This is a genomic window from Nitrospira sp. ND1 (assembly GCF_900170025.1).
GTDB lineage: Bacteria > Nitrospirota > Nitrospiria > Nitrospirales > Nitrospiraceae > Nitrospira_A.
Genome location: NZ_FWEX01000006.1, coordinates 3,409,656 through 3,435,630, shown reverse-complemented (window position 1 = coordinate 3,435,630; position 25,975 = coordinate 3,409,656). Strand labels below are relative to the sequence as shown.

At 52.3% G+C, this 25,975-nt stretch carries 20 protein-coding genes; 1 reads left to right on the top strand and 19 read right to left on the bottom strand.

Annotated elements, in window-relative coordinates; translation table 11 throughout:
- Positions 1–55 precede the first annotated feature (55 nt).
- The 17 genes from NSND_RS20660 to NSND_RS22255 form a co-directional block, all read right to left on the bottom strand.
- Positions 56–1,204: a glycosyltransferase gene (locus NSND_RS20660; RefSeq protein WP_235000327.1), complete on the bottom strand. Its 1,149-nt coding sequence runs from the start codon at positions 1,202–1,204 to the stop codon at positions 56–58.
- Between the two features lie 1,051 nt (positions 1,205–2,255).
- The gene (locus tag NSND_RS20650; RefSeq protein ID WP_235000354.1) at positions 2,256–3,185 is read right to left on the bottom strand and encodes an NAD-dependent epimerase/dehydratase family protein; all 930 of its coding nucleotides are present in this window, start codon (positions 3,183–3,185) and stop codon (positions 2,256–2,258) included.
- Positions 3,186–3,198: 13 nt separating this feature from the next.
- Complete coding sequence (locus NSND_RS20645; protein ID WP_080880787.1) at positions 3,199–4,140, bottom strand: phytanoyl-CoA dioxygenase family protein; 942 nt, start codon at positions 4,138–4,140, stop codon at positions 3,199–3,201.
- A gap of 158 nt (positions 4,141–4,298) precedes the next feature.
- A complete protein-coding gene (locus NSND_RS20640) occupies positions 4,299–5,558 on the bottom strand; it encodes a DUF4910 domain-containing protein (RefSeq protein ID WP_080880786.1) in 1,260 nt (419 codons plus the stop codon).
- A gap of 121 nt (positions 5,559–5,679) precedes the next feature.
- Positions 5,680–6,915, bottom strand: coding sequence for a class I SAM-dependent methyltransferase (locus tag NSND_RS20635; protein ID WP_080880785.1), 1,236 nt, complete (start codon positions 6,913–6,915; stop codon positions 5,680–5,682).
- 65 nt (positions 6,916–6,980) lie between these two features.
- Positions 6,981–8,342, bottom strand: coding sequence for a UDP-glucose dehydrogenase family protein (locus NSND_RS20630; RefSeq protein ID WP_080880784.1), 1,362 nt, complete (start codon positions 8,340–8,342; stop codon positions 6,981–6,983).
- A 14-nt stretch (positions 8,343–8,356) separates the two neighbouring features.
- Entirely contained in the window at positions 8,357–9,490 is a 1,134-nt protein-coding gene (locus NSND_RS20625) for an NAD-dependent epimerase/dehydratase family protein (RefSeq protein WP_080880783.1), read from the bottom strand.
- Positions 9,491–9,575: 85 nt separating this feature from the next.
- The gene (rfbF, locus tag NSND_RS20620; RefSeq protein WP_080880782.1) at positions 9,576–10,346 is read right to left on the bottom strand and encodes a glucose-1-phosphate cytidylyltransferase; all 771 of its coding nucleotides are present in this window, start codon (positions 10,344–10,346) and stop codon (positions 9,576–9,578) included.
- 629 nt (positions 10,347–10,975) lie between these two features.
- Entirely contained in the window at positions 10,976–12,247 is a 1,272-nt protein-coding gene (locus NSND_RS20610; RefSeq protein ID WP_080880780.1) for an ABC transporter ATP-binding protein, read from the bottom strand.
- Positions 12,248–13,066: an ABC transporter permease gene (locus tag NSND_RS20605; protein WP_235000326.1), complete on the bottom strand. Its 819-nt coding sequence runs from the start codon at positions 13,064–13,066 to the stop codon at positions 12,248–12,250. It abuts the gene before it with no gap.
- 567 nt (positions 13,067–13,633) lie between these two features.
- Complete coding sequence (locus NSND_RS20600; RefSeq protein ID WP_080880778.1) at positions 13,634–14,521, bottom strand: XrtA system polysaccharide deacetylase; 888 nt, start codon at positions 14,519–14,521, stop codon at positions 13,634–13,636.
- A 9-nt stretch (positions 14,522–14,530) separates the two neighbouring features.
- On the bottom strand, positions 14,531–15,598 hold the full coding sequence (locus NSND_RS20595) for a TIGR03013 family XrtA/PEP-CTERM system glycosyltransferase (protein WP_159450922.1): 1,068 nt from the start codon (positions 15,596–15,598) through the stop codon (positions 14,531–14,533).
- Positions 15,582–17,936 carry a GumC family protein gene (locus NSND_RS20590; RefSeq protein ID WP_080880776.1) on the bottom strand — a complete coding sequence of 785 codons (2,355 nt, stop codon included), beginning with the start codon at positions 17,934–17,936 and terminating at the stop codon, positions 15,582–15,584. The genes NSND_RS20595 and NSND_RS20590 overlap by 17 nt, the downstream gene beginning before the upstream one ends.
- Positions 17,933–19,399, bottom strand: coding sequence for a hypothetical protein (locus NSND_RS21085; RefSeq protein WP_143833647.1), 1,467 nt, complete (start codon positions 19,397–19,399; stop codon positions 17,933–17,935). The genes NSND_RS20590 and NSND_RS21085 overlap by 4 nt, the downstream gene beginning before the upstream one ends.
- Positions 19,400–19,490: 91 nt before the next feature.
- Complete coding sequence (locus tag NSND_RS20585; RefSeq protein WP_143833646.1) at positions 19,491–20,123, bottom strand: polysaccharide biosynthesis/export family protein; 633 nt, start codon at positions 20,121–20,123, stop codon at positions 19,491–19,493.
- A gap of 52 nt (positions 20,124–20,175) precedes the next feature.
- Positions 20,176–20,877 (bottom strand): polysaccharide biosynthesis/export family protein, encoded by a 702-nt coding sequence (locus NSND_RS20580; RefSeq protein ID WP_080880774.1) that lies wholly within the window; start codon positions 20,875–20,877, stop codon positions 20,176–20,178.
- 54 nt (positions 20,878–20,931) lie between these two features.
- Positions 20,932–21,210, bottom strand: coding sequence for a PilZ domain-containing protein (locus NSND_RS22255; RefSeq protein WP_369974255.1), 279 nt, complete (start codon positions 21,208–21,210; stop codon positions 20,932–20,934).
- Between the two features lie 494 nt (positions 21,211–21,704).
- On the opposite strand from NSND_RS22255, the gene NSND_RS20570 reads away from it, so the two are divergent.
- Positions 21,705–22,316 (top strand): response regulator transcription factor, encoded by a 612-nt coding sequence (locus NSND_RS20570; protein WP_200810569.1) that lies wholly within the window; start codon positions 21,705–21,707, stop codon positions 22,314–22,316.
- A 138-nt stretch (positions 22,317–22,454) separates the two neighbouring features.
- Here the strand turns inward: NSND_RS20570 and aepY are convergent, their stop codons facing one another.
- Positions 22,455–23,582, bottom strand: a complete 1,128-nt coding sequence (gene aepY, locus NSND_RS20565; RefSeq protein ID WP_080880772.1) for a phosphonopyruvate decarboxylase — start codon at positions 23,580–23,582, stop codon at positions 22,455–22,457.
- A gap of 117 nt (positions 23,583–23,699) precedes the next feature.
- Entirely contained in the window at positions 23,700–25,334 is a 1,635-nt protein-coding gene (aepX, locus tag NSND_RS20560) for a phosphoenolpyruvate mutase (protein WP_080880771.1), read from the bottom strand.
- Between the last annotated feature and the right edge of the window lie 641 nt (positions 25,335–25,975).

The following is a 25,975-nucleotide window of genomic DNA, read 5'->3' as shown; positions in this document are numbered from 1 at the left end:
GGCGAAGACATGATCCTCCGCCTTCCCCGAAGCGAACATCTTTCGGCAGATGCTGCTATCGTCTTCCATGCTTTGCCAAAATCATTTCTATGGTTGCACGATAGGAACGCTCAAATTTCTCCGGCGTGTTATTGTTGTGGGCCGCCTCCCACGCTTTCTTAGCCCTGCGACGCAATTCATCCACAGACATCGCAGCAATCTCGCGCACCTGACGCATGATGGTTTCGATCGAAGCGTCCTCCAAAAGAAAACCAAAATTCTCCACGTCAATTGACGCTTCATAGGTCACCACAGGGATTACCCCTGCAGCCATGGTCTCTACCACAGCCGCCGCCCCGGCCTCAGAGCAAGAGGGAAAGACATGCGCAAGGGATTGCTCCAAAACCGTTCGAAACTCCTCACTGGACTTATCAAGCCAGCCGACACACTTGATATTCGGCGTGTGGAACAATTCTTTCCGATAAACATTCGCAAACTCTGGCTCATTGCGCACCGGCCCCACGATGGTGAGCTGGCATTCCGGCATTCTCGCGAAAGCCTCCAGCACTAAGTCGAGTCCCTTGTGAACCATTCCTCGACTTCCAAACCAAAGAAACCGGCGACGGGACACCTCGAAGTCTTTGTTCTCGGGCCAAGGCCACATCTGCTGGACAACCATGGGTAACCGAAAAATCGGCTTATCCGCATAGGTATATGTGTTCACCGTAAACTCATTGCCGCAGGTCGTGAGATAATCCGCGTGTTCAACCCCTAAATGCGGTGTTTCCAATCGATTCGGCGGAACCGTGAGCCCCTTCCGCCGTTGAAACGCCAACATTCTGCCCATTTCAGCCGCGTTTTGGTAGACAATCTGAGCCGTATCACAGTGCAGAATCTTGATGCAGGTAGAAGGTAAATAAGGTTGTAGTCGCTGCAAATTCAGACGTGTATCAACCATGATATCGTACGGCTTCCAGGGAATGAATCTCTGATTCTCACAGTGAATCACATCTACGTCATAGCCCAAATCGACAAAGGTCTGAGCCATGATGATAGTCTTCAGAAACTGGGGGTGGCTGGTGGGAATGGGTTGCCCTCGCATTTTACAGAGCAGCCCATGATTGTCGTAAGAAATCAAAACGTGGCCGTGTGGACTCCCTGCGGCGTGCAAGGAAACAACGCCCCCATGAAACTGAGGCCAGATGCGGCGAATCGCAGCAATCACCTCTCGTCCCCATAGATACAGTTGGTACCGTTGCAGATATCGCCACAACCGTTTCAACACGTCGCCCTCTGCCACCCTTCAGGAATCGGCCACCCAACTTGTCGCCACCCATCCACTGCGGCAATCCATTGATGGGAATCTAGAGGATGGGAATCGATATGATGCATCCCGCCTTGGGTCCAGAGCCTCCAGCTCGGGCCGAATAATGAACCACGCGAAGCGGGCTGCTCACGGTAGGTTGAAGGAGTCAGCTCCGTAATTTCGAACGCCTGTACCCTTGTCCCATAGACCGGAAAACAGTCCTGCGCAAACCTGAGGAGGCGATCGCCGACAACCACTACCCGTCCTGCCGGCCTTGCAATATGGGGGTTCTCTTGAATGATCGGAGATCGAGGATGCTCCTGCCAGGGTCCTCGAAGGTCAGGAGCATGATAGAGGCGAAGCGTATCGTGTGCCAAAGTTGGGTTGGTTTCACTGAATAACCACCATCGATCGTGATAATAAAAGATTGAACTATCATTGAAACGATGGCCCCGGAGCAACGTGTCGGTACACTCCCACTTTGTCGGAAACAACCGAGCTTCGTAGAGACGCACACTCTCCGCCTGGTGGGTTTCTGGAATCATATAATATCGGCCGTGCCACTCGAAAACGTAGGGATAGGACAGGTGAAATGATTCCCGTAATACAACTTTCTGATAGGTCCAAGCAAACCCATCCTTGCTGGTGGCCCAGGCAATCTCACCACGATCAGCATCAAAATTGTATACCTCGAAAAACATGTGCCACAGATCTCCTACTCGAAGCAGGAACGGATCCGCGACGAACAACGCCCTCACGTCCGAAACATCTTCCCGAGTCAGTACCGGATTGAGTCCCCCTAGCGCGTGGCGAAGGCGCAAGGGCGATGCCCCAGAGACAATCCCTATCGACCAGAGTTGATGAATAGCCCCCTGGTCCCCCAACAATTGGTCCGCAATCCTCGAGGGACAAAGCTCGCGAATTTTTCGCTTGGCATACCACTTCAGGACCTGCTGCATCGCTGCGGCAGTCATGCACCACCCATAGCAGCATGAGTAGTGTACCAAGCAATCGTCCGCCTCAAGCCCTCATCCAGGGAAATCTGCGCACGCCACTTCAACAGTTGGTAGGTTTGCATCGTATCGGCGCTTCGCACCGGTTCCGACGGGCGATCCGGCAACATACCGAATAGTGGTTGCGTCTGCTCTCCCATCAGTAAGAAAATCCGCTCGACCACCGACCGGACTGTCCGGTTAGTTCCCGTTCCCACATCAAAACAGCCCCCCTCAATGTCTGGAACTGCCGCAGCTGCCAGGAACGCCTCCACGAGATCATCAATAAAAATCCAATCCACCTCCCAGAGGCAGGAAGAAAGCCGGGGGGATTCTCGCCTGAGAAGTGAAAGAATGACGGACGGAACAATTTTGCTTCGGTCTTGGCCGGGCCCGAATGTCATGAAGGGAGTAAGAACCACGGTCGGCGCCTGATAGAGCAGGTGAAACATTCGCGCATAGGCGCTCGACGTCCATTTTGCCGCCGCATAGGGAGAACTTGGAATCGGTGCGTGCTCGCCCCAAGCCGGTTCGGTAAGTGATCCCGTCATCACAATACGGCCACAGCCAGCCTCTGTTCCTGCCACAAGTATATTAACGGCGCTAACCACAAGCCCTTCGAGGGTAGGTAATACGAGAGCAAGGTCAGGCTTCGCGCCAGCAGACCCAGCCAAATGGTACACCACCATAGGCTTCAGATCCGTCAGCAGTTTCCGCACACGATCGATGGCCGTAAGATCGACCTGCCACCAAATCGGCCCACCCGGCTCCGACGTCCGCTCAACGCGTGAAGTCGCGTGTACCTCCGCCCCCAGCTCGAGCAACCGTTGACATAGATGTGATCCGAGAAACCCACTGCCTCCTGTTACGAGGATTCTTTCGCCACGCCACCGATTAAGATTTGGCATAGAAGCAATACGCTTACAAAGACGGAGTGGAGACATCCTTCGGCTTGTACTGCAACTCACCGTCTTCCTGCGCGCCATCATCGTAGAGCGCGACGATCTCGGCAGGAATCTGGGACAAGTCTGTTCCGCGCAGGTAGTCTCGCATGGTCGTTCCTGTGCACTCTTCATCAACATGAGGTGCCCCCCGGCGGGCGGCAGCATCATCCACATTCACCACACGGAAATCGATACTGAATCGGGTCTTGCCGGAGGTATTCGGCACACTCGAATGCAGCTGAGCCGCCGAAAACAGAATAATTCCGCCCGCAGGAACAATGATGCGAATTTGGGGATCGATCTCAATCGTTTCAATAGGCTTGGAAAGGGGTCGTGGGTCGGCTTTCAGAAATTGAGAAACATGTCCGCCCCGATGTTGCTTGTTCCACTCATAATAATTGTGACTACGGGAATCATTCTTGACCGCCCGATTCCAATACTTGGGATGAAAGGCCATCGCATTATCGGAACGGAAGTCGTAAATAGGAATCCACCAATTGATTTGACAAGGCGGGGCTGAATACCAGGTATCCCGATGCGGATGCCACGCATACGCTATCCCGGTCGTCAGATAGTTATCGCTGGTTGAACTTCGCATTTTGGGGACATCGAAGTAAGTTTTCTCAGGATCAGCGCCCATCTCCGCCAACAACCCTTTCAGGTGTTTCTTGGATTCTGGGTGGTGAATGAAGTGCGGCTTCAGCTTACCTAGCACTTCAGCGTATTGCTCAACAGGCATGTGATATTGCGCGGTCTCAGGATCGAGCGGGGCAAAAGCCTCTTCGATCAACTTGCGCGCATGCCCCACCAACGCCAGGGAATGCTCTCGAGGTGAATACGCTACCAACTGCCCTTCAAAAATCAGTTTTCTTCTCTCGTCATCAGTCAATTGGGCATCGTAGTAAATTGTGTTATTCATTCGGAACCTCCTTTGGCGTTACGCGCGTGACGATGCGCGTTCGCAACTGGACCGCGACACGGCGCTCACTCACAAACACCCAGACCCTCCAAGAACCATCGCACTGCGGCTAGCATCACTGAGAGTTCTGATTCCCATCTGCGCACGCTCTCGGCACCCTAACCAGCAGGACGTAGCAATCCCTGACCTTCCAACGCATCAGCGGCCAGCTTGATGGTTGAAAAGGGCAACCCCGCTCGCTCAGCTATTTGCAATAAGGTGTGCGCCCCGTCAGACAGGTTCAAGACCCAGAGAAGAGCCATTTCCGCGCTCTGCCCCGTGACGTTTCCTCCGATTGTGCGATAGAGACCACGTTTGCCTAACTGCGGTTCGCAATAGGGGGACGTGTTGACGTACCCCCTATTTGACTCCAACACCTCTACGACTGACTGGACCACTTGGAGGGATCGCGACAGTGATGTCGGTTTGACAAAATCAAGATTGTCGGCAGACGTGTGATACTCCGGATACCCTCCATTCGCCCGACGCATGAAACATCCGACGGGAAGGTTAAATCCCGGTGAACCATACTGGCGCTCATCGTATCCATATGGGATAAATTCAGTGACCGCAAACGACTCTCCCGAGTGTTGTAAGACATGGGCAAATGCCGCATCAATGTCGGCATTGCCATCTCGACTTTTCTTGTAGGTGAAGCCCCCCTCATCACCCACGCCGGTCAGGACAAAGCCATGCTTGATGTTGGACACCTTCTGCTGGTTGAGGGCTAGCCAGGTGATCGCCCCGATAGTAACCGGAAGGAAGAGGAAACGATATGAGTATCGACGTGAGCCAGTCTGTAACGATTTAGCCAAGAACGTCGCTACCGCAATTCCTGATAGGTTGTCATTACACAGTGATGGATGGCAGGCATGACATGAAATGAGCACCTCTTCTGTAGTGTCCCCGGGCAAATAGTATTCGCCATAGGTGAGGTGTCCCGGTTTCAAGGACGAGTCAATCACGACGTCATAGTCCTCGTCACGAAGGTCCAGATATTTACGATGGCTCAGACAAAATCCCCAGGACTCTTTGTAATAGGACGTTCTATAGGGGATCCAATCCGGATGATCCGGCAGCGTGAAGAGGTGCGCTTTGAGCTCGCGTAGCGGCATACGCGCTGCGGTCGGGATGCTATAACTCACCACATGCAAGTTGGATTGCTTAAAATCAATAACTCGCACCCCCTGACGATCAGCCACGTATGCATCCCGAATATTCCACTCGAGCGGGACCGTCCAATCAAACACCTGCGTTCCGCTTGGCACGGCAGTTATGCTCAACGGGATATGCTGTTGAATGCGCACGAACGTGTCCCGGATACCCTGTCCTGTAATACTTCGACAGATCGGATAGAGTTCAGAGATAAATCGATACATCTCCTCGCCGCAACCGTCCGGCAAAACTCTGCTTGCATCAAAACTCTTCACGTCACCAGGCCCCTCAATATCTTCACCCACCAAGATTCACTCGGCAAAAGAGCTTCTCTCTACACATCGATCAGGGGCATATTCGAACTTCCGGAATCGGCACAACAAACTGTCCACCCCAATTTCTGACGTAGCTCATTTGCCTCATGATTTCTTCTTTGAGATTCCAGGCAAGAATCAACACATAGTCGGGCTTCGTTTCCTTGATGCGTTCGGGGTCATGAATGGGAATATGCACCCCGGGTAGCCAATGTCCTTGCTTGTACGTACTTCTATCCACAAGATAGTCGACAAAGTCCTGGCGTACCCCGCAATAATTGAGCAGCGTACTGGCCTTCGCCGCGGCACCATATGCGACTACTGATTTCCCCTCACGTTTTGCCCGAATCAGGAACTCCAAAAGCGCTCGTTTCGTCTCCCGGGCTTTCTCAGAAAAAGAAAGATAGTGAGCGAGTGTCGCAAATCCCTGTATTTCTTCCTTCTTCTTCAGGGCCATCAACCGCTCGGTCACCGGCTTTGAATGATGCTCATCATGACGAGCGTAGATTCTCAACGAACCACCATGCGTCGATATTTCATCGACATCGAAAATGGTCAGGCCATGTTTCGCGAAGACCTGGTTCACGGTAGTCAGTGAAAAGTAGGAAAAATGCTCATGATAAATCGTATCGAACTGATTCAGGCCCATGAGATGCATCAGATGAGGAAACTCAATCGTGATAATCCCCTCAGGCGCCAAGAGGATTTTGAGCCCTCCGACGAAATCATTCAGGTCCGGCACGTGCGCCAAGACATTATTGCCGATGATCAAGTCAGGACGCCTTTCCTCCGCTACTAACTCTCGTGCCGTCTGGGTCCCGAAAAACTTCACGCAGGACGGAACACCCTTCTTGACGGCCACTTCAGCCACATTCTTGGCCGGTTCGATCCCCAGCACGCGAATGCCTCGTGCCACAAAATTTTGCAGTAGATAGCCGTCATTGCTCGCGATCTCCACGACATAACTTTTGGCGCTCAGCGAGAATCGTTCCACGGCCATATCGACATAATCTTTGGCATGTTGGAGAAACACGTCGGAGAACGAAGAGAAATATGCGTAATCGGAGAAGATGTGGTCAGGGCTCTCAAATTCTTCTAGTTGGACTAACAGACACCGCTCACACACAAATGCCCGTAACGGATAAAACGGCTCCATCTGGTTTAGTTGATGGGCCTTTAAATATGAATTGGCCAACGGAGACATGCCCAGATCAAGAAAGACGTGCTGCAGAAGCGTCCCACAAAATCGACATCCGTCACGAAGCATGACCTGTTCTCCTTTGGCTAGAACGATAACGATACGGGCGTGCAGTCACTCAAGGGAGTCTTTCTCTAGGTAGATTCTGGCGTGTATCCAACGCCGCGCCACACGACCCCTGCCGCGGCCATTGCTGCAGGCTCGAATACGCCACGACCATCAATCACAAGAGCACGGGTCATCAATTTTTGAAAATTAGTCGGCTGAATATTTCGATACTCTGGCCACGCCGTCACGAGACAACAGGCGTCGCTCTTCCTCAACGCCTCAGCCCAATCTTCAGCAAACACGACATCCCGGAATTCCGGTCGCTTCTTCGCATGGGGCATGGCAATGGGGTCATGGACGAGCACCTTCGCGCCTTTCTTCCGAAGCTCAGCCACCAAGGGCAAAGCCGGTGATTCTCGCAAATCATCCGTTCCAGGTTTAAATGCGAGGCCAAGCACGGCCACAGTCTTGCCTGCGAGGCTCAACTCCTTTTCCAGCAGGGCAACCATTCGGAGAGGCTGGTCGGTATTAATGTCCAACACGGCGTCCAACATCCGAGTCTGCTCGCCCACGGTACGCCCAAAGCTTCGAAGCGCCGCCACATCTTTCGGAAAACAACTGCCCCCAAACCCCAAACCATGCCAAAGATACTCCGTTACTCCTGCCGCCCCACCTACCTGTCCATTGATTGGCGTGAGCCGCCGATCAAGATGAACCCCCTTCCACACCAAACGTGCATCGACACCGGGGACTGCGGAACACATATTGCCAATTTCATTCGAGAATGAAATCATCGTGGCAAGCAGGGAATTTGATACATACTTAATCATCTCAGCCGTGCGCGGGGTTGTCACCAATTTAGGACAGGTGAAATCGGCATAGACGTTTAGAAACACCTCTGCGGTCATGGAGTCTGTGGCACCGACCACAATGCGGTCCGGAACACGAAAGTCCTCGACGGCACGACCTTCCCTCAAAAACTCCGGATTCATGCACAAGCCCCAGCCGTGCCCTACTTTCTTGCCCGAGTGAGACTCAATGGCGGCCTTCACCGGTCCCTCCGTGGTTCCAGGCAATACCGTACTCTTCACTGCCACAACATGGTATCCACGTTTACTCGCTAGAGCTGACCCGATTTCCTTTGCGGCAGCCACAATTTGCGACATGTCCATCCGACCATCCACCGTGGGCGTACCAACACAGATCAGAGTTACATCGGAATCGAGAATGGCAGTCTTTGCATCCGTGGTGGCAGACAACATTCCCTTGTCGCGCGCCGAGCGAAGTAAATTATCTAATCCTATTTCATGAATCGGTGGACGTCCGGCGTTAATTTCCTGTACCACCTCAGACCTGATATCGATACAGGTCACTTGGTGACCACGCTCTGCCAAGCAGGTCCCTGATACAAGCCCCACGTATCCTGTCCCCATCACTGATATCTTCATGGTCACCCTAATGGTTAGCCCACAGGTTCATCTTTCGCCAGCTCTTCCAAGCCAACGAACTGCTTGTACCACTGCAGCATTCTGCTCAGTCCGAACCGGAGATCGACCAGCGGGGTATAGCCGAGAAGCGATCGAGACTTCGCAAGATTCGGGCAGCGGCGGTTGGGATTATCCGTCAGATAGTCGACTTCCTCACTCGGCGTATGGATAACTTTCCGCTTACTACCGGCCACCTCCAGCAACATACGTCCAAGCTCACGCATTGAAATTTCAGGCGAATCACTACCTATGTTGAACGGTTCAGCATGATTCGATGATAACAGGGTCAGGAGATATCCGGTCAGTGCATCCGAAACATAGCAAAACGTCCGTGTCGGACTCCCATCCGAGCGAAGGACGATGTCGCGATCGGCCAGGATATCGCGACAAAAATCAGGCAACACGCGGCCGTCGGCCAGACGCAATCCCGGGCCAAAGTTGTTGAACGGTCGGACGATCTTCGCGCGCACACCATGTTGCTGATGGTACAAATAGCAGAGCGTCTCGCCCAAACGCTTCGATTCGTCATAACACGCCCGAGGACCGATACATGACACATTGCCACGATAGGACTCGTTCGTTGGAATTTCATGAGCCGGCGGATCACCATAAATCTCACTTGAGCTGAAATAGAGGATACTTTCAGCCCGATGACTCTTGGCAAGCTCGAGCATATGCCGTAAGCCGGAGATATTCGTATCCAAAGTTTCCAACGGGTATTGTCGATACACTTTCGGACTGGCTATGGATGCGCCGTGAATAATGAAATCAAAACGATCGCCCGCTGGTCCTGTCCAGGGCTTGGTAATATCTTGTCGGAGCAGCTGTATGTCTGGGCTTGCAGCGACTAACTCAGTCAGCCAGCGTGGGCAACCCCGGATGTAATTGTCGGCGGCAACAATGGACAGACGCCCAGTCTTTAAGAGGTTCCTATTGAGATACGAAAAAAAATGGAGGAATCCAAACCCGAGAAATCCCGCTGCCCCCGTAACAAGAATATGCTTCCCGCGAAACGCCTCCAACCGAGGGCCCAGCGTCTTCTCCATTCGCGCCCAATCTTCATCCAACCATGCCTGCGCCTGTGCGAACAAAGATGTATCAGCGGTCATTGACATGTACTCCTCTCTGCCAGTGCACGATGCCGCCAAAAGTCCGCGACTTTATGCATTTCAGAATTCCTATATTCAGTGCTCGTCACCATAACTTCCAGGGAGCCTTGCCAGAATTCCACAACTCCTCCAGGTAACTTTTTTCTTTTAGGGTATCCATGCACGACCAGAATCCGTAGTGTTTATACCCTACCATCTCGCCGGCGTGAGCGAGGCGTTCGACAGGCTCACGCTCCCAAGCCGTATGATCACCATCAATATAGTCCAAGGCTTTTGTGTTGAGGACAAAAAATCCGCCGTTGATCCACCCTTCCCCAGACTCAGGCTTCTCAAAAAACTCAGTCACTCGGTCGCCGTCAAACCCAATCCGACCAAATCTCGCTGGGGACCGGACGGAGGTCATGGTTGCAATTTTTCCATGGGAACGATGAAACTCCAGCAACTTGCTGATGTTCAGATCTGCCACGCCGTCTCCGTACGTCAACATGAATGTTTCATCGTTTTCTAGCCATTTCTTCAAACGCCTTACCCGTCCACCCGTCTGCGTTGTCTGTCCTGTATCGGCCAGATGAACGGTCCACTTTGGCTGGTTTCCATCATGGATTGTCGTTTTTCCAGTTGAAAGATCCACCGACAAGTCATTGTTGATGGCAAAGAAATTCAGGAAGTACTCTTTGATCATTTCCCCTTTGTAGCCAAGGGCGATGATAAACTCGGTCACCCCATACACCGCATGAATTTGCATGATATGCCAGAGGATTGGCTTGCCGCCGATTTCAACCATCGGCTTTGGACGAAGCACGGTTTCCTCGGACAATCGAGTCCCCAATCCCCCAGCTAAAATCACCGCTTTCATGTCCCTACCTCCAGCAATCAATCATTGTCGCCATCCGTACTGACATGGATACCTACGTCAGAGCATCGAGTACACTTCCTTCGCCTTCCCAGCATATGCCTACCTGCAGCCAGGACAAGGCTTAAATTCGCAGAACATCATCGAAAGCTGATCAATCACCAAACTCATAGTCGTACCCACGGAGTTTGCCGCCTCGACCCAATTCTGTACCCACAAGCACGACAAACTCACATGGCAGGTAAGGCTATTGCCATCGCTCTTTACCATAACATCTTTAAGCTGAAAGACCTCCTCAAATAGCATTCTGCTCGCCAAGAAGGTGCAGCTGAGCTTTCCCGTTAAGTCCTCCCATCGTCTCTGCATCATTCACTCCTACAAGGATCATCCCCACAGCCCAACGAGTTGTGAAACGTGAGCCTTATCTCGATCTCAGGCTTTGCACAGACGACTACTCCCTATTCACGCCGAAATCCTGTTCGTGCGCCAACAGGGTTACTCCCACGAACCTATTTGCTGGCTTATTAGCCAGTCACAGAAAAACCAACAGCACAACGCTATCGATTGTCATGATGCCATCCTCTCAACCCAGCGAGGAACAACCATACCAGTACGGACTACTGGGTCCCTCGTTATAGCGAGCTATGCTCTGTTGTCCATCGAAGCAAGGGCCTTACAACCCCCTCCCACCGTCCTGTCACGTCACCTCGTGCCGTATCCCTAGTCCCGGGATCCACAACTCGAAAACCCACAGCTCGCGGCACATCACAATGTTCATGCCAAGGATCTTCCGAAAAAATCCCTCCCCCTACTATCATTGTTCCCTCTGACAGAAAGTTCCCAGGAATCCAGGCGGTACTGATATATCGACCCACTGGACGAGGACGCCTGTACCATACTGGGTCCCGGTCGTTGACGATGAAGGCGATCACGTCTTCTTCGGTATTGAAACCAAATTGCGCAACAACCATTTGCCCTGGCTTGAGGATGTCATACTCGATTTCTACTCGCATAGGCTTTCGAATATCGATGACATCCGTAACTTGTCCCGCTTCGGATCTGACCCGTAAGGCACGGAGGCGAGCGACGTCATTGCCCGGAGCCTGGATTGGATCCAGCCATTCGACCGCAGGCTGGATGTGCCCGGCATGGAGGTAGTGATTCACCACTTCATGCGCCGGCCCTGCCTGCACGATCTCCCCCTTGTTCAGCAGAATCACGCGGGAACACATCCGCGTGATGGCCGGCATGTCGTGGGAGACGAGGATCACCGTCCGCCCATGCTGCCCCACATCTTCCATCTTCCCCATGCACTTCTTTTGAAACCGGACGTCCCCGACCGCCAACACCTCATCGACGATCAGAATGTCCGGATCCATATGGGCCAGCACGGAGAACCCTAACCGGACATACATGCCGCTGGAATAATGTTTCACCGGCGTGTCGATGAACTGCTCCACTTCGGCAAACGCCACGATCTCGTCGAACTTGCGGGCGATTTCCTGCCGCTTCATGCCGAGAATCGCGCCGCTCATGAAGACGTTATCGCGACCGGTCAGCTCCGGATGAAAGCCCGTGCCCACTTCCAAGAGGCCACAAAATCGGCCGTGGATGAGCGCACGGCCTTTGGTGGGTTCCGTCACCCGCGAGAGGATCTTAAGGAGTGTGCTCTTGCCCGAGCCGTTGGTGCCGATGACTCCAAAGACTTCGCCTTTTTTGATTTCAAACGACACGTCGCGCAGCGCCCACAGGGTGTCATGGGTCTGGGGGGATGCCGGCTGTCCACCGATGAGGCGGCGGAGTCCACGCGTCAAGGCTCCGGCCAGAGAGCCGTCTTGAGCATGCGTCGTCCCCAGGCGATAGCACTTGGAGAGACCGGTAACGCTGACAGCGGTGTTGCTCATCTAAATCAGATCGGCGAAGGTTCGCTCCACCCTCCGAAAAAACATGACACCCCCGATCAGCAAGAAGCCCACAACACCCAAACTCACCGCCACCATAGTCCAGTCGGGAGCCGACTTGCCTAGTAGCGCCCACCGAAATCCCTCAATCACACCTGCCATAGGATTTAAACCGTAGTACCACCGGAGCGACTCGGGTACCAGAGATGCCGGGTAGAGTACCGGAGAGGCGAACATCCACAACTGCGTCATCAATGGGACGACCGAAGCCACATCGCGATATTTCACATTGAGAGCCGACAGCCACAGACTTACCGACAATGCAGTAAGCAGCGCGACGATAACGAACAGAGGTAGAAACAGAACCGTCCACTGGGGAAGCACCTGATACCACGTCATCATTCCTATAAGAATCAGCAGCCCGACAGTAAAATCAACGAGATTAATGAAGGTGGCGGCGATTGGAATGATCAGCCGTGGAAAGTAGACTTTCTTAATCAGGCCGCCTTCGGTCACCACGCTCAATGTGCTGCGTTCCAGGCTCCTCGCAAACAGGGACCATGGCAGAAGGGCAGCGAATGCGAAGAGTGGATAAGGCAGTCCATCCGAAGGCACTTTTGCCAAGTAGCTGAATACAAGGGTGAAGATCAGCGTGCTGAGCAAAGGCTGCATGAGGGCCCAGCCAGCCCCAATAGCGGTCTGAGCATAGCGGGTTTTGAGATCCCGCCATGCGAGAAAGTACAACAATTCCCGTGCAGCCCACAATTCACGCCATCCCACCTGGACATAACCCGTGCGGGGTTCTATTACCAGCACGGCCATGCTTTCTTGCTCTACAGTAGATTCCATCGTGATACCTAGCTATTGGATTCCGCCACCCGAGACGAATATTCCGGCGCAACTACCTCTCCACTCATTCTCGAGCAAATGACCGGAATCCACTTCTTTTCCTGGGTCTGCCTATGCAGAGAGTGTCAACGAATGCTGACGGGTCCACACCACAAGAGTAGCACAGCCGGCAGGAAATGATTTCTATCCTAATCAAATTCACTGTTTACGATCGAAGAATAGTGCACACTCAATGGAGGCAAGCAAATACGCTTCTCGAGAGGCGGAGAACCATTCTGTTGAACTATCAGCGCCCGCGCTTACGCATGTGAGAGAAACGACTTGGGACGGGAGCTGCTGATACCACTCTCCCAATGCGCCCCAATAAGCGGGAAGTCGATCCACGATGCGATTACTGAACGTTAGCACAGTTTGAGTTTTGTCGATATAAGTAGGAACAATCTAATCGCGAGCAAGAAAGCGTCAGTGTAGTCTGGGTAAATTGCCCTGAGAAGGATATTAACTGGGTAATGCCGCTGATGGACTTTTCCGAGAATGCACTTACACTCCCGAAACCTGAGAAACCAGCCGCGCACTGTGCATTTGTTCAATTTGGGGAAAGACTTCTCGAATTGGAGCAAAAGAGAAATCTTGCAAGAGTTCCCGCATTCGGATTTCGGTCTTGTCAAGATTCAAGTAGTGTCGCATTCGCGACACCAATGAACCCTCCATTCTTGGCTGATCCGGGTCGAATTCCCACGGATGCATATACATCACTAGTGAAGCCCCCTCGGCTTCCAACTTGCGAAGGAGCGCACGCAACAGTGCATACGGATACAACCGAAAATACCCACCCCCAGCAACGGGTAGCCGCACCCCCAAGCACTTAACCGTTGAGGGGGGCACCTCCCATAGGAGACCTGATGCGGTCAACAGTTGATGCGCCTCCGGGTTTGCAGAGGGCACACCGTAGCGATCATGGAGTACCGGGAAAATACTGGAATCGTAGACATAGCCCTCTTCAACCAGAATCTGAGTCGCCCACATCGTATCTTTGGTGATGGAAAAGCTCGGTGCGCGATAGCCAAGCATAGGCTGAGAAAGAATATTCTCTAAGATACCCTTGGCCTTACGAATATCCTCGCGAAAAGTACTAGGAGTTTGGCTTGTTATGAGTTCATGGGCATACCCATGTGAAGCCACTTCGTGTCCGCCGGATGCAATACGGCGAACTAGCGAAGGATACCGCTCTGCCACCCACCCTAGAATAAAAAAGGTTGCGCGAACGCCTCTATTTTCCAGCAATCCAAGCAGTCTCTCAGTATTGTCTTCGACGCGACTCTCGAATTGCCCCCAGTGCCTTCTTCGCATGGGGGTTTCAAATGCCGAAACCTGAAAATGCTCCTCGACGTCAAATGACAAACAATGTCTAGGAATTGCATCAGGCATTTGCGCCCCCTACCGTGCCCCCTCACCCATCAACATTACTTTCACTGTATGAACAACAATTCGCAAATCCAACGCCAGTGACAAATTCTTCACATAGAAGAGGTCATATTGAAGCTTGACGTGCGAGTCTTCCTTCGATGCACCATACCGAAAACGGGTTTGTGCCCACCCTGTGATTCCTGGACGAACGGTATGCCTCAGATCGTAATAAGGTATGGTGTTTCTGAGTTCCTGCACAAACACCGGGCGCTCTGGTCTTGGGCCAACCAAACTCATCTCGCCTCTCATCACATTGATCAGTTGAGGCAGTTCATCTAACCTCCACTTCCGAATCCATCGACCAACTCTGGATACCCTGGGATCTTCACTTGTGGCCCATCTCGCCCCGCTTTGTTCAGCATCCTGTCGCATGGACCTGAACTTCCAGATCATGTAAGGGCGGCCGCGAAGCCCAACTCGCATTTGCCGGTAGAAAACAGGACCGGATGAGTCTAGCTTGATAAGGATAGAGAGAAGCAATACCAGCGGCACCAGTGCGACTATTCCTACGATTGCCACCAAAACATCCAGGCACCGCTTCAAGAGCATCGTGACTAATCGACGACGGAACCCAGTCGAAAAAATGAGTGCACTCGGCTTGAGATGGTCAATCGAAAGGCGGCCCGATTCTTCCTCATACAGATAGTGGCCATCAACAACATCACGCCCCATGGCCTTCATGTCCAATAGCGTTTGAACGGGCAGAACCGCGCGACGATCTTCCAAACACACGGCCACGGTATGAACTTGATATCGCTCCGCAATCTCAAATAGTTGATCGTAGGTACCGATGATGCTCGGATTTACCAACCGCTCACCAACCCTACTCGCATCCTTATCAAGAAACCCCACTACCTCGGTAAAACCGGTTCGTTTAGACAGAAGGGTCTGACAGAGATCTCGAGCAAGAGGCCCAACACCTAGAATCAACACTCGCCGCGTGAATTTAGGAAAGCTAACCGACACTGAAACCAGTGGTGGTTGAGTGACCACAGGCTCTAGGCCTATCTCCTGTTCGGACTTACTTGAGCTGTTCATGGTGAGCTTCGCGGTAATACTCCTGTTGCATATAGTAGGGAGTGGTATGTGCATCTAAGCCATTCAAGATAATCCCCACATTGGCGGTATCACCGATGACCCTCAATGCCTTTTGTACAACATCGCGACCAGTCATGCTCGCCTTCACCACATAGGCGAGAAGATCTCCCATGCTTGCCAACACCTGCATGTCAGCAAGTGGCAACACCGGCGGAGCATCAATGATCACGTAATCAAATTTTTCTTTCAGTTCAGCAATCAGATCAGCCAACTGATGCATTTTCGATAAGGCCAACGGGTTATCTCCGACCGCCCCTGCGGTAAGAATCCATGGGCCCGCCTCCCCAAGTCTCTGCAAGCAATCTTCGACCACCTTGGTGCCACGCAGAACCTCAGCCAGGCCCGGTTGCTGCCAGACTCCTGCATAGATATGTTGCATAGGCCGCTTGAGATCGCAATCGATCACTATGGTTCTACGATCAAGGTCTTTCGCCAGCACGTAGCCCAAATTAAGGGCCGTAGAGGACTTTCCCTCTCCCATGACAGCACTGGTCACAACTATCGCCGTACTCTTTCGATCCCCTGTCATCAACTCAAGCCGGGTGGCCGCAACACGATATTGCTCCGCCACAAATGAAAGCGGTCGCCACATTGAGACCAACTCCAGACCAGGAGTTGGGTCATTTAGTTTCCCATTGGCACCTCTGGACTTGCTGACAGATGCAACAGGAAGGCCTCCAGAAATCTCCAGACTTTCACCCTGTTTTCCATAACGCGGTAACAACACCGCAGCATTTCGGCTTTTGCCAGAAAGTGCCCGCACGGTTTGCATTGATCCGCCGAACGCACTTTCGTACAGTGGAATTGACGCAATCACCGGAAGGCCCAAAGTCAGCTCGACCTCTTCCGCAGACCGGAATCCTCGTCCCATAAGCTCAAGACCGACGGCACCGCCAAAACCTAACGCGCAGCCCAGGACAAGTCCTGCCGCCATAATCAACGGAATGTTGGGCACAACAGGAACGACTGGGGTATAGGCCGGATCTACGATGCTAAACTTGGCTCCCTTGCGTCCTTGGGCCAAACTCTTCTGCATACCGGCACTGAGTTTCTTGTCCAGAAGCGATTGATAATTCTTTTGAAGGTTTTCATAGTCCCGTTCAAGTGTCTTTAGTTTCTGTTCCCGCTCTGGGGTATGTTCCACCCTCCGTTCATACTGAGAAATTTCACTAGAAATATGTGTCTGGTGGCGTTTTACTGCATCCAACTCAAGAACGATCTCCTCACGCTGCTTGAGAAGCTCAGCATGGTATGGATCCATCGCCTTGCGCTTAGACTTTTTTCCAACAGCCGGTTCTTCAACGCCCTCGCTATCAGGCAACAAATCGCGATACTGAGCTGAAGTCATCTCTCGGAGTTTCTTAATCTCCTCCTTAACTTGTACCAGATCGGGATAGGTCTCTTTATATATGGAGGACAGCTCCACTAAGCGCCGCTCCAATTCCTTAATTCTCCCAAGGCGTGGATCCTTATTGCGCTTGCTGGAACCGCCGACCGGCGAATCACTACTGATTTCTCCAGTCTCCTCGTAATCTTTAATTGATTTGTCGATTTGGGCCAATCGATTGGCCAGATTCTGAGCCTGCTCACTTTGCGAGCGCATATCGTCCTGAAGCCGATCAAGCTTCCGAAGATTAGCGTCTATTTGCTGTGGCAATTCCCCGAGATGTTGCTGTTTGAACTCCGAAATTATTTTCTCTTTTACTTCGAGTTCTGCCTTTGCATGTTTCAACTCCAATCCAAGAAAATCCTCCGCCGCCTCAACCCCTCGCTCCCGGTCTTTCAGCGTCTCCTCGATGAACAAATCGCTGAGTCTTGTCGTAACATCCCTAGCTATAATGGGATCCTCGTTTGAGAACGAGAGTGTGATAAATAGCTTATCCTTGGTAGGCTCAACCTTAATCGATCCTCGCATGGCTCTGATGGCATTCTCTGATTCTGAAGCATCCGGATGATCTTTTTCGTATCCAAAAAGCCCAAACTCTCCCGCAATTTGCCCAAGAGTTTTTCTCCCCATCACAAACTGTCGCACTTCCATGACGCGATCATCCAGTGTAGGGGAATAGCCGCTTCCAGCTGGAGTAGGCCCGCTCACAATGGACTCTTCGATCTTCGCACCCTCAAACCACATTTTGGTCGCTGACTGATAAATCTTCGGCATGAGCGCACATACCACACCAGCAATACTTAGCGAGACCAAGATTGCAGAAATAACAAACCACTTTCTGCTGACAACCGCTCGCCAATAATCCTCTGGAGACAATGTGCGCGTGTTCATTTCTTTGTATCCACTCCTCCTGATCCAGATTTACTCACTCCTGACTCAGCAGACGAGGAGGCACCGGAGGGACCTTCCCAGAAGGCACCAGACCGGAAAAAATCTCCTCGTGGTGAATACGCGTATGTGAAACCAAGCAGAACTACTTGTTTTGCAAAACCGAAATCGGCAGCACTCACACCACTCGTTTGATTATCAAACTTGAGCCACTGGTGACTTAGTCTGGCAGTCAACATGGGTGTGATGAGGTAATTGAGGGATACAGTCGTTCCATAGGTGCTGAACGTCGTACCAATGGCCTCAGATGTGTAACTGCTTCGGGCATAGTTGAAAAGCGCCTGAGCACTCAGCCTATCAGTGATTCCAGCGGTACCACCCAATAAGATTGTATGCGTATATATAGGCCCGGCAGATTGAACAAAGCTTGGAAACACGCCGAGGTTATACATAAGGGTGACTCGATAAGACCCGGGAGCCGCAATTCCACCGGGCATATTCATTCCAGCAAGAAGTGGAAGAAAACCTCCACCTCCTACAGAACCGGCACCACTCGTTCCAGTCGCCTCTTGAATTTCACTGCCTAACTTCCTAAGAAAAGAAGAGCCTGAGGCATACGTTACGCTAAAACCCCCCGTCGGAAACATTGTGGCGGGGATTCTTCGCTGACCTCCGGTAGTAGAGAGGTCCGGGATAGGCTCAACGAGGGTCAGCCCCCCGTTAAGCGAGGAACTCAGCTCCTTGGTCCACGCTCTCCCCCAGCCAAGTGTCCCACCATGAGTCGCATAGTCGCCAAATTGGGCTTGAGACATTTGCACAAACGTATACTTCACGGTCAAGGTGTCGATAGCGGAAATCCGTGACGTCGGCCCTGCTGAAATGGAATGGGTCGTGGTATCGAACACCGTGTTCTGGGCTTGCCCGGACACTGTCGTAGATGGGGTGAATGACCCACCGAAACTAATCTGAGAATAGGTGTAGGTAGTTTGAAAATCTGTAGTCGGCGAAAGGGAGTAAGAGTTTGCAAACCCAGCGTTGAACATAGTGGTTCTAATTCGCTGAGTGAGCAGTCCCGAGTCAATCGGCCCTGCAATCCCGACCCCTCCGGCACCAAACCCTCCTCCTCCGAAAGCACCGAATGCAGGGGCCGAAGGGGTATACATGTATGTTCCAAAGATCCGAGCCCCTCGCATTCGTGGCAAAATCCTATTCACAGCTTGGGAGAGATCAATTCCCGTACTCGCATTGAATCCGACGTTGTCCAGGGCTGAGTTATTTACGAATTTCTGAACAACCGCGCCAACTGACAGATTTGTTTTCACCAGTGAGTTACTCTGCATAAAATTTAGCTGAGGAGTAACTACAGTGATAAAATCATCGACTTTTGTACCTGGTGCCAATAACGACTTCGGTGTGAAAAATACGTTACTGTCGTACTGCTCGATAACCGAGATTGACGGCACCACGCGTATCTGTTGCGCGGCAGAGTCGGATATAGTCCAACACGACACCAGGGCAAAAACGCCGTAACACAACCAACCTATCTTCAAGCACTGGTCACGGCACAACAATGACATCACCCGCCTTGAGGAAGAAATTTCCCTCCGAGTTTTTACCTTGAATAATGTCTTCATAGGGAACAGGAATTTGAACCTGTTTCGGCTGCCCTTGACCATTGGGAACAACCCGAAGCACATGGATTTTATTTCTCGAGGCAAACGTTGTGAAACCTCCGGCCAACGAGATGCCTTGTAAAACCGTTGCATACGACTTTAGCGGCACCTTACCCGGCTTTGATACTTCGCCGAGAACGTACACATAATAACTATTGACCTCTTTGACTTGCACCGACACTGTCGGATTGGACATAAACTCAGCCAACCCATCTGCGATTCTCTTCGCCAAAACATTGGATGTCATTCCTGCGGCCTGAACATCGCCAATTAAAGGCATGGAGATTTTCCCATCAGGACGAATAATGACTTCTCGGGACAGCTCTTGATTTCGCCAAATATTTACAACAAGAACGTCCTCCGGTCCCAACAAGAACTCATTCGGTGGGATATAGGTGACATTAAAGTCGATTTGTTCATTCCCGATCCAGCACCCTGGGAGAGGTAGAAGCAGGCTGAAAACAATACATACCCCCCCTCGCAACCATCTGCAACCGAAAGTTTTCAATTTCCCCACTCCTTTGGCTCGCTTCAGCGAAATGTCACCCGTAAATTCGACCGACGAGGCTCTACCTTGACGGCAACACCACCATCGTTTCAGAAGGCACGACAATTTGATCTCCGGGCTTTAGCTCTATGTTTTGATCGGATCCATCTCTCAGTACAATATCGTCGTAACTCGCCTTAATCTTGTTCAGCCCCTCGCCGTCTTTCCCGAATCGAAATACCACAATCTTGTTGCGCGCAGCCACTTGCGTAAAACCATGCGCGATCGTAATCGCTTGCAGCAAGGTTGTTTTGCTTTTTAAAGGGTACTTACCAGGTGCATTTACCTCACCAAGAACATAAATTTGATAACTATTTACCTCTCGAACCAAGATCGAAACTGTCGGGTTTTCCATGTAAGACTTCAGTCGAGCAGAAATCTCTTCGGTCAGCTGAGCCGCAGTTCGTCCCACTGCTGAGACATCGCCAATGAGCGGAAGCGAAATCCTTCCATCAGGTCGAACTTGAACTTGCTTGGAAAGATCAGCATTTTTCCAGACTGTAATCTCTAACACATCTTCTGGGCCCATAATATAATCCGGGGTCACCGTAAGGGATGATTTTTCTGCCCCTTCGCCTCCGTGGCGGACCCCAGACGAACTTGCCCCTGGAGACGGTCCCGCTACTAACGTCGGCTTGGGCACCTGGTCAAATTGTCCGGCATGCGCCACACCGATCACATTTCCCACAAGGATAATCCCGCTCAATAAGGCCTTACCATTCATGACTTATTCTCCTGAAGAAATTCCAGCTGGCCACTTGCAACAACTGCCTAGCATCTACCTTCCCGCCGAGAACAAAAACTTCAAACCCACGAAAAAGGATGCCTCACTTCCCGACGCTGAAAAGGGGACTTTTCTAATCCAGCGCACTTCCGCAAGTGTTGGGGTCTCGGCCAGCGCAACAGGGGTCGGAACATGTACCTTGATGACCTGATCAAGCAGTGGCGCCTGAGCCATGAGGATCAACATCCCACCACTGCTTATGTTCAATGAGAGCGCCCGTCCGTGGAACACGCTGGGTCCGTTTTGACCACTTTCATGATTCGGTAGGGACATTTCATAAGGAATTGGACGGAGGAGCGCTAGCCGCTCGGCGTGCTTCTCGCTGGCCGCAATTGTGGGCCAGTCCCATCCGTCCTGGGCTACAGGCCCATTTTGACTGCTTAGATCACGCATCTCCAGAAACCTCATTACCGCACAAAACTTTACAAAGCGCCTGGCTGGAACCCACCATAGCCTATACCATTAATAACTAAGCAATTTACGGTTGATGGACAGATCCGGCACGCCCATTGAACAACGGCTACCGAAGTCATTTACCAGTTCATCTCATGCTAGCTGCCCTAACCAACGATAATTGCCTCTGCTTTTGCAGTATAGAAGTACGAGCGCCAACGAACAATACCAATGACGTACGGATAAATCCCCCACAAGTATAATTTGACTACCTCGAAAGTATTATGTAGCATTACTAGTAACAGACACATGCTTTAGGTTATCAGAAATAGCCTGATTGTCTAGAGAGATTAAGGACCATACGGAGTATAACCGTGGCTCAAAACGCTGCTCACTCTCAGGAACCTGCAGATAACCTGGCTGACCAACGTGCAGGTGCCGGGATCGTCGTTTTATCCTCCTCCATGCAACTGCTGCATATGAATCGACAAGCCGCTGAGCTGTCCAAGCTCATCAATATGGCTGAAAACGGTGGCGCACCTGCAAAGTCCGCCCAGGGGGTGCTTCCCGCTGCCTTGACCGAACTCTGCACCGAAGTTCTGAAAGCACTCCAAGTTCGCACCGAGGCAAAGGACTGGGAACAATTTGAGGTCAAACGAATCGCAGGAAACCCAAATCAGCCCGTCCTCCTTCGAGGATTTGGCTTACCCGATCGAGGTGGCATCCAGTATGCCCGCCTTGTCATAACACTAGAAGAACTTGGCCGCCGGCAGCAACTTAATACCGATCAAGCCAAGGAACGGTTTCAGCTCACAAACAGAGAACAATCAGTGGTCGAAAATCTGGCGAAGGGATGGACCAATAAGGAAATCGCCAACGCGCTGAAGATCACCGAGCAGACAGTGAAGGAACACATCAAACACATTATGCGAAAGACAAATTCAACGACTCGGACAGGAGTTCTAGTCCAAGTGTTCCGATCTTAGCATTCTAGTTGTCATCCTGCGAGAATAAGATTATGGATTTCAATCGGAGCCAGCCACAGACCTGACGCTCACTTACTAGACTGAGCTTCGCCCAAACTACCATCCTGCACAAAACGCTCGAGCGAACCACCCCACGCCTCAATTCTCGACAAAATCCATGAACGCATTCTTGTTCTGACTTGGAGTTGTTACCGGGCGCCCGATATCCTTCCTGGCACCACAGCGTACTCGGACCTCCAACAAGCTCGGACCACTTGAACGCTGTAACTCTGCCAGACGGGACTGAAGTTCCTGCTTAGTTTGAGCACAAAATACCGATTCGTAGCCGCTAGCATGGGCAATGCCCGGAACATCGACATCAAAGGCCACAGTCGGCTGCCCGCCTACCGAATCGTGAGCCCCATTGTTCACAATGATATGCTTAAAATTGCGGGGTTTGAGAGCGCCAGTGATAGCAAGAGCCCCCATGTGCATGAGCAGAGCGCCATCTCCATCAAGACAATAGACGGGACGTCCCGGTTTTTGGAGCGCAATTCCCAGGGCAATTTGGGAAGCGTGCCCCATCCCTCCCACGGTTAAGAAATCCCGCTGATGGCCTTCCCCCCGCTTGCTCCTATACTCATATACTTCACGCGATGGCATGCCGGTCGTAGAAATGAGCACATCGCGTTCGCCCAACGATTCGATCACCTGCTGAATCGCCTCTTCCCGTGAGAGCGGAAACTCTGTTTTCTCAACCTTGGGTACAGCAAACGGTTTAAAAGTCCCTTTCTTGATGACGAGCGCATACGGTGCGCTCATCTTTCGAACATGAGCCAGGGCATCCGCCAGCGCTGCCTGCGGATCAACTAACTCAGGCCCCAAAATGGAATGGGGAATTTCCATCGCTTCGAGCATGGAGAGCATCACCCGCCCCTGCTTCTTGTGTTGCGGTTCATCATGGACACCTGGCTCTCCTCGCCACCCGATCACAAGCAAGAGAGGAACCGAATACACTTCGGGGTCGGCCAACGACAAAAGAGGATTGATGATGTTTCCCAACCCGGAATTCTGCAGATAGACCAGCGGAACCTTCCGCGTTGCGAGATGGTACCCGAGTGCCAGCGCCACAGCACCCCCTTCGTTAGCACCGATGATGTGGTGACCGGCACGAGGCAGATGTTCAAGGCAGGCACAGAACTCCTTCAACAGAGAATCAGGTACCCCAGTGAAAAACTCCACCCCATTGGCCTGAAGGTGCTTAATAAAATCCTGCGGATCAATCATGCCGTCGTATCTCCTGAAGCGGACGCCTCGTGTAGCTGGACCTCACCTGTGCTTCTACTGCAGACAGGATTTTTCATCCGGCCATAACCACCTAACCGAATCTACTTGGGTGGAAACTCAGAAATTCCCAGCCTGGACAACATCCTCCAGGCTGTTGACATCCAACCAATGACCGACCGTATACAACACACGAACCGGGACGTCCTGTTTCAGAAGTGCCTGCACTAATTGCGGAATGCCGGCCCTTCGATTCGCTGGATCGGCAAGCATGTCCAACAGGAGATCATTGACCTGGCTGGCCGCGCTGGAAGAGAGCTTAAGAAACCCCATCCAGACTCCATGGATCGACTCTTCGGGAAGGGTCTTCCCCAATTGCTTGAGATGGATTTTGGCATTGAAGGCTTTCCGCGAATTCGGAATGGAGCATTCGGCAAAACCGCCCAAGCGGGCATAACTGCTCTGATCCCTCCAGTTGCTGTCGACGAAAATCACGCAGTCATCCTGCTCCTGGCACAACGCCTGCGGAATATATTTATTGAACAATACATCTCCATAGGAAACGATCGTCGGCTGGAAACGCCCTTTTCTGGATTGCAAAGCCTGGGACAAGGAGGCCAACTCGCCGGTCTCAGCAAATTCGAGATTGTCGATATACGTCAAGTTGGGGAGGTTCACCGCCTCTTTCTTATAGCCACGGACGACTAAAATATCTTTAATCCCGACGGCATTATACGCATCGACGATGTGGCTCAGGATGGGAACGCCCTGCACTTTCACCATGGTCTTGGGTTGGTCCTCGGTCAGCTCCCCCAATTCCTCTCCCCGGGAAGCGGCCAATACTACCGCTGAGGTGCCCTCGGCACCTCGGGGCAGATAACGTTCTTCCGCCTCCAGCAACTCCGCGGCATTCTGCAGCCGAAATATTTCGGAGACCGGCGCGACCTTATCCTCAATGGAGAGGAGATGCTCACTCTCCTTCAACGCGCGCGCGGTTTTCTGCATGCTGGCCACGGCCGCACGCAGCATATGATTTGCCCAGATCACCATCGAAAAACCATGCTGCCGAAACACATCCGTCGGCGTCGCATAGTATTTCGTGGGCACAATCACCACCGGACAACGATTGCCCCATTCCCGCTTGAACGCGAGGATCTCATCCGGCACCGAGAGCGCGCTATGAATGAGAATGCCGTCCGCGCCCGCCTGATGATAGGCCTCCGCACGCCGCAGCGCCTCCGCCAGCCCCCACCCGCAGATAAAGGCCTCAACCCTGGCAATCAGGCAAAAATCCGGGTCGGTCTGCGCATCTTTCCCAGCTTTAATTTTGCCGCAAAATTCCTGCATATCGGCGAGCGGCTGCGCATCGCCCTTGAGAAAACTGTTGGTCTTGGGGAACAGCTTATCTTCGATGCACACCGCGGCGATGTTGCGCTGTTCGAGTTTGCGAATGAGCCGCTGCATGTTGTTGAAATTGCCGTACCCCGTGTCACCGTCAAGGAGGATCGGAATGCGGGTGGCATCGGACATGAATTCCAAGTCTTCAAGCACCTGGGTCCAGCTGGCCTCATTGTTGTCACGTACGCCGAACTGAGCCGAAATAGAGAGCCCGCTGGCCCAAATACCGGGGAACCCGGCCTCTTGGACGATTTTCGCGCTGAGTCCGTTGTGGGCTTCGCAGATGAACTGCAGTTGTTCAGAGAGGAGCAGGTTTCTGAATTGACGTGTCTTGGTCAACGCTTGGCTCGCATTCATGAGCGGAGGAACCTTTCACCAAAAGGATGGCACTCGATACGGTTTGACTGCTGGGATAGATGTCAAAACGGTCAGGCAGTCGGATTGCAACAACCGCCCCATCTGCGGAACCAGCTGCTTGAAGCAACGCGTGCCGCCGGGTTACATGACCAGACACACGGCAGAGGACATGCACACCACGAGTTCCCGACAATATCAGCCACGCACAAAATTCGCTAGAGCCACAACCGCCAGCACTCTACCCGAACCATGTGAGGGGCATTCACCCAACAATGGGCTCCTTCATCTTTAGCTACCACTGATGCCCCACTTCGCTACATCCGCCGCCCAGTTGCAGAATAGTAGCCCAGTGACGGGCACTGCCGCCACCGCATCGTCACAGGAATACCATCTCGCATCCGTCGTCCTGCGAGCGATGGCCGAGCACGGACTCGGTCATGGAGAAGTTCTCTATCACCCAATTTGCGAGGTACCACCGAGAACATCGCAGGATAACGCCAACCAGTCCTGAATACTCAGCTACACCAGACACTACCCATCACGCCACAAAGCGATCCGCGCAATCTCGACGGCTAGGTCGACCGCCAGGGAAGGCACGATGCGACCACCGTTTAGCCATTCAAGATCCCTATCCGGCTCTC

Excerpts from the sequence above, each read along its gene's own strand:
- NSND_RS20650 (WP_235000354.1), bottom strand. The coding sequence starts at position 3,185 with ATGCCAAATCTTAATCGGTGGCGTGGCGAAAGAATCCTCGTAACAGGA.
- NSND_RS20645 (WP_080880787.1), bottom strand. The coding sequence starts at position 4,140 with ATGAATAACACAATTTACTACGATGCCCAATTGACTGATGACGAGAGA.
- NSND_RS20640 (WP_080880786.1), bottom strand. The coding sequence starts at position 5,558 with ATGTATCGATTTATCTCTGAACTCTATCCGATCTGTCGAAGTATTACA.
- NSND_RS20635 (WP_080880785.1), bottom strand. The coding sequence starts at position 6,915 with ATGCTTCGTGACGGATGTCGATTTTGTGGGACGCTTCTGCAGCACGTC.
- NSND_RS20630 (WP_080880784.1), bottom strand. The coding sequence starts at position 8,342 with ATGAAGATATCAGTGATGGGGACAGGATACGTGGGGCTTGTATCAGGG.
- NSND_RS20625 (WP_080880783.1), bottom strand. The coding sequence starts at position 9,490 with ATGACCGCTGATACATCTTTGTTCGCACAGGCGCAGGCATGGTTGGAT.
- rfbF (WP_080880782.1), bottom strand. The coding sequence starts at position 10,346 with ATGAAAGCGGTGATTTTAGCTGGGGGATTGGGGACTCGATTGTCCGAG.
- NSND_RS20610 (WP_080880780.1), bottom strand. The coding sequence starts at position 12,247 with ATGAGCAACACCGCTGTCAGCGTTACCGGTCTCTCCAAGTGCTATCGC.
- NSND_RS20605 (WP_235000326.1), bottom strand. The coding sequence starts at position 13,066 with ATGGCCGTGCTGGTAATAGAACCCCGCACGGGTTATGTCCAGGTGGGA.
- NSND_RS20600 (WP_080880778.1), bottom strand. The coding sequence starts at position 14,521 with ATGCCTGATGCAATTCCTAGACATTGTTTGTCATTTGACGTCGAGGAG.
- NSND_RS20595 (WP_159450922.1), bottom strand. The coding sequence starts at position 15,598 with ATGAACAGCTCAAGTAAGTCCGAACAGGAGATAGGCCTAGAGCCTGTG.
- NSND_RS20590 (WP_080880776.1), bottom strand. The coding sequence starts at position 17,936 with ATGAACACGCGCACATTGTCTCCAGAGGATTATTGGCGAGCGGTTGTC.
- NSND_RS20580 (WP_080880774.1), bottom strand. The coding sequence starts at position 20,877 with ATGAATGGTAAGGCCTTATTGAGCGGGATTATCCTTGTGGGAAATGTG.
- NSND_RS22255 (WP_369974255.1), bottom strand. The coding sequence starts at position 21,210 with ATGTCCCTACCGAATCATGAAAGTGGTCAAAACGGACCCAGCGTGTTC.
- aepY (WP_080880772.1), bottom strand. The coding sequence starts at position 23,582 with ATGATTGATCCGCAGGATTTTATTAAGCACCTTCAGGCCAATGGGGTG.
- aepX (WP_080880771.1), bottom strand. The coding sequence starts at position 25,334 with ATGAATGCGAGCCAAGCGTTGACCAAGACACGTCAATTCAGAAACCTG.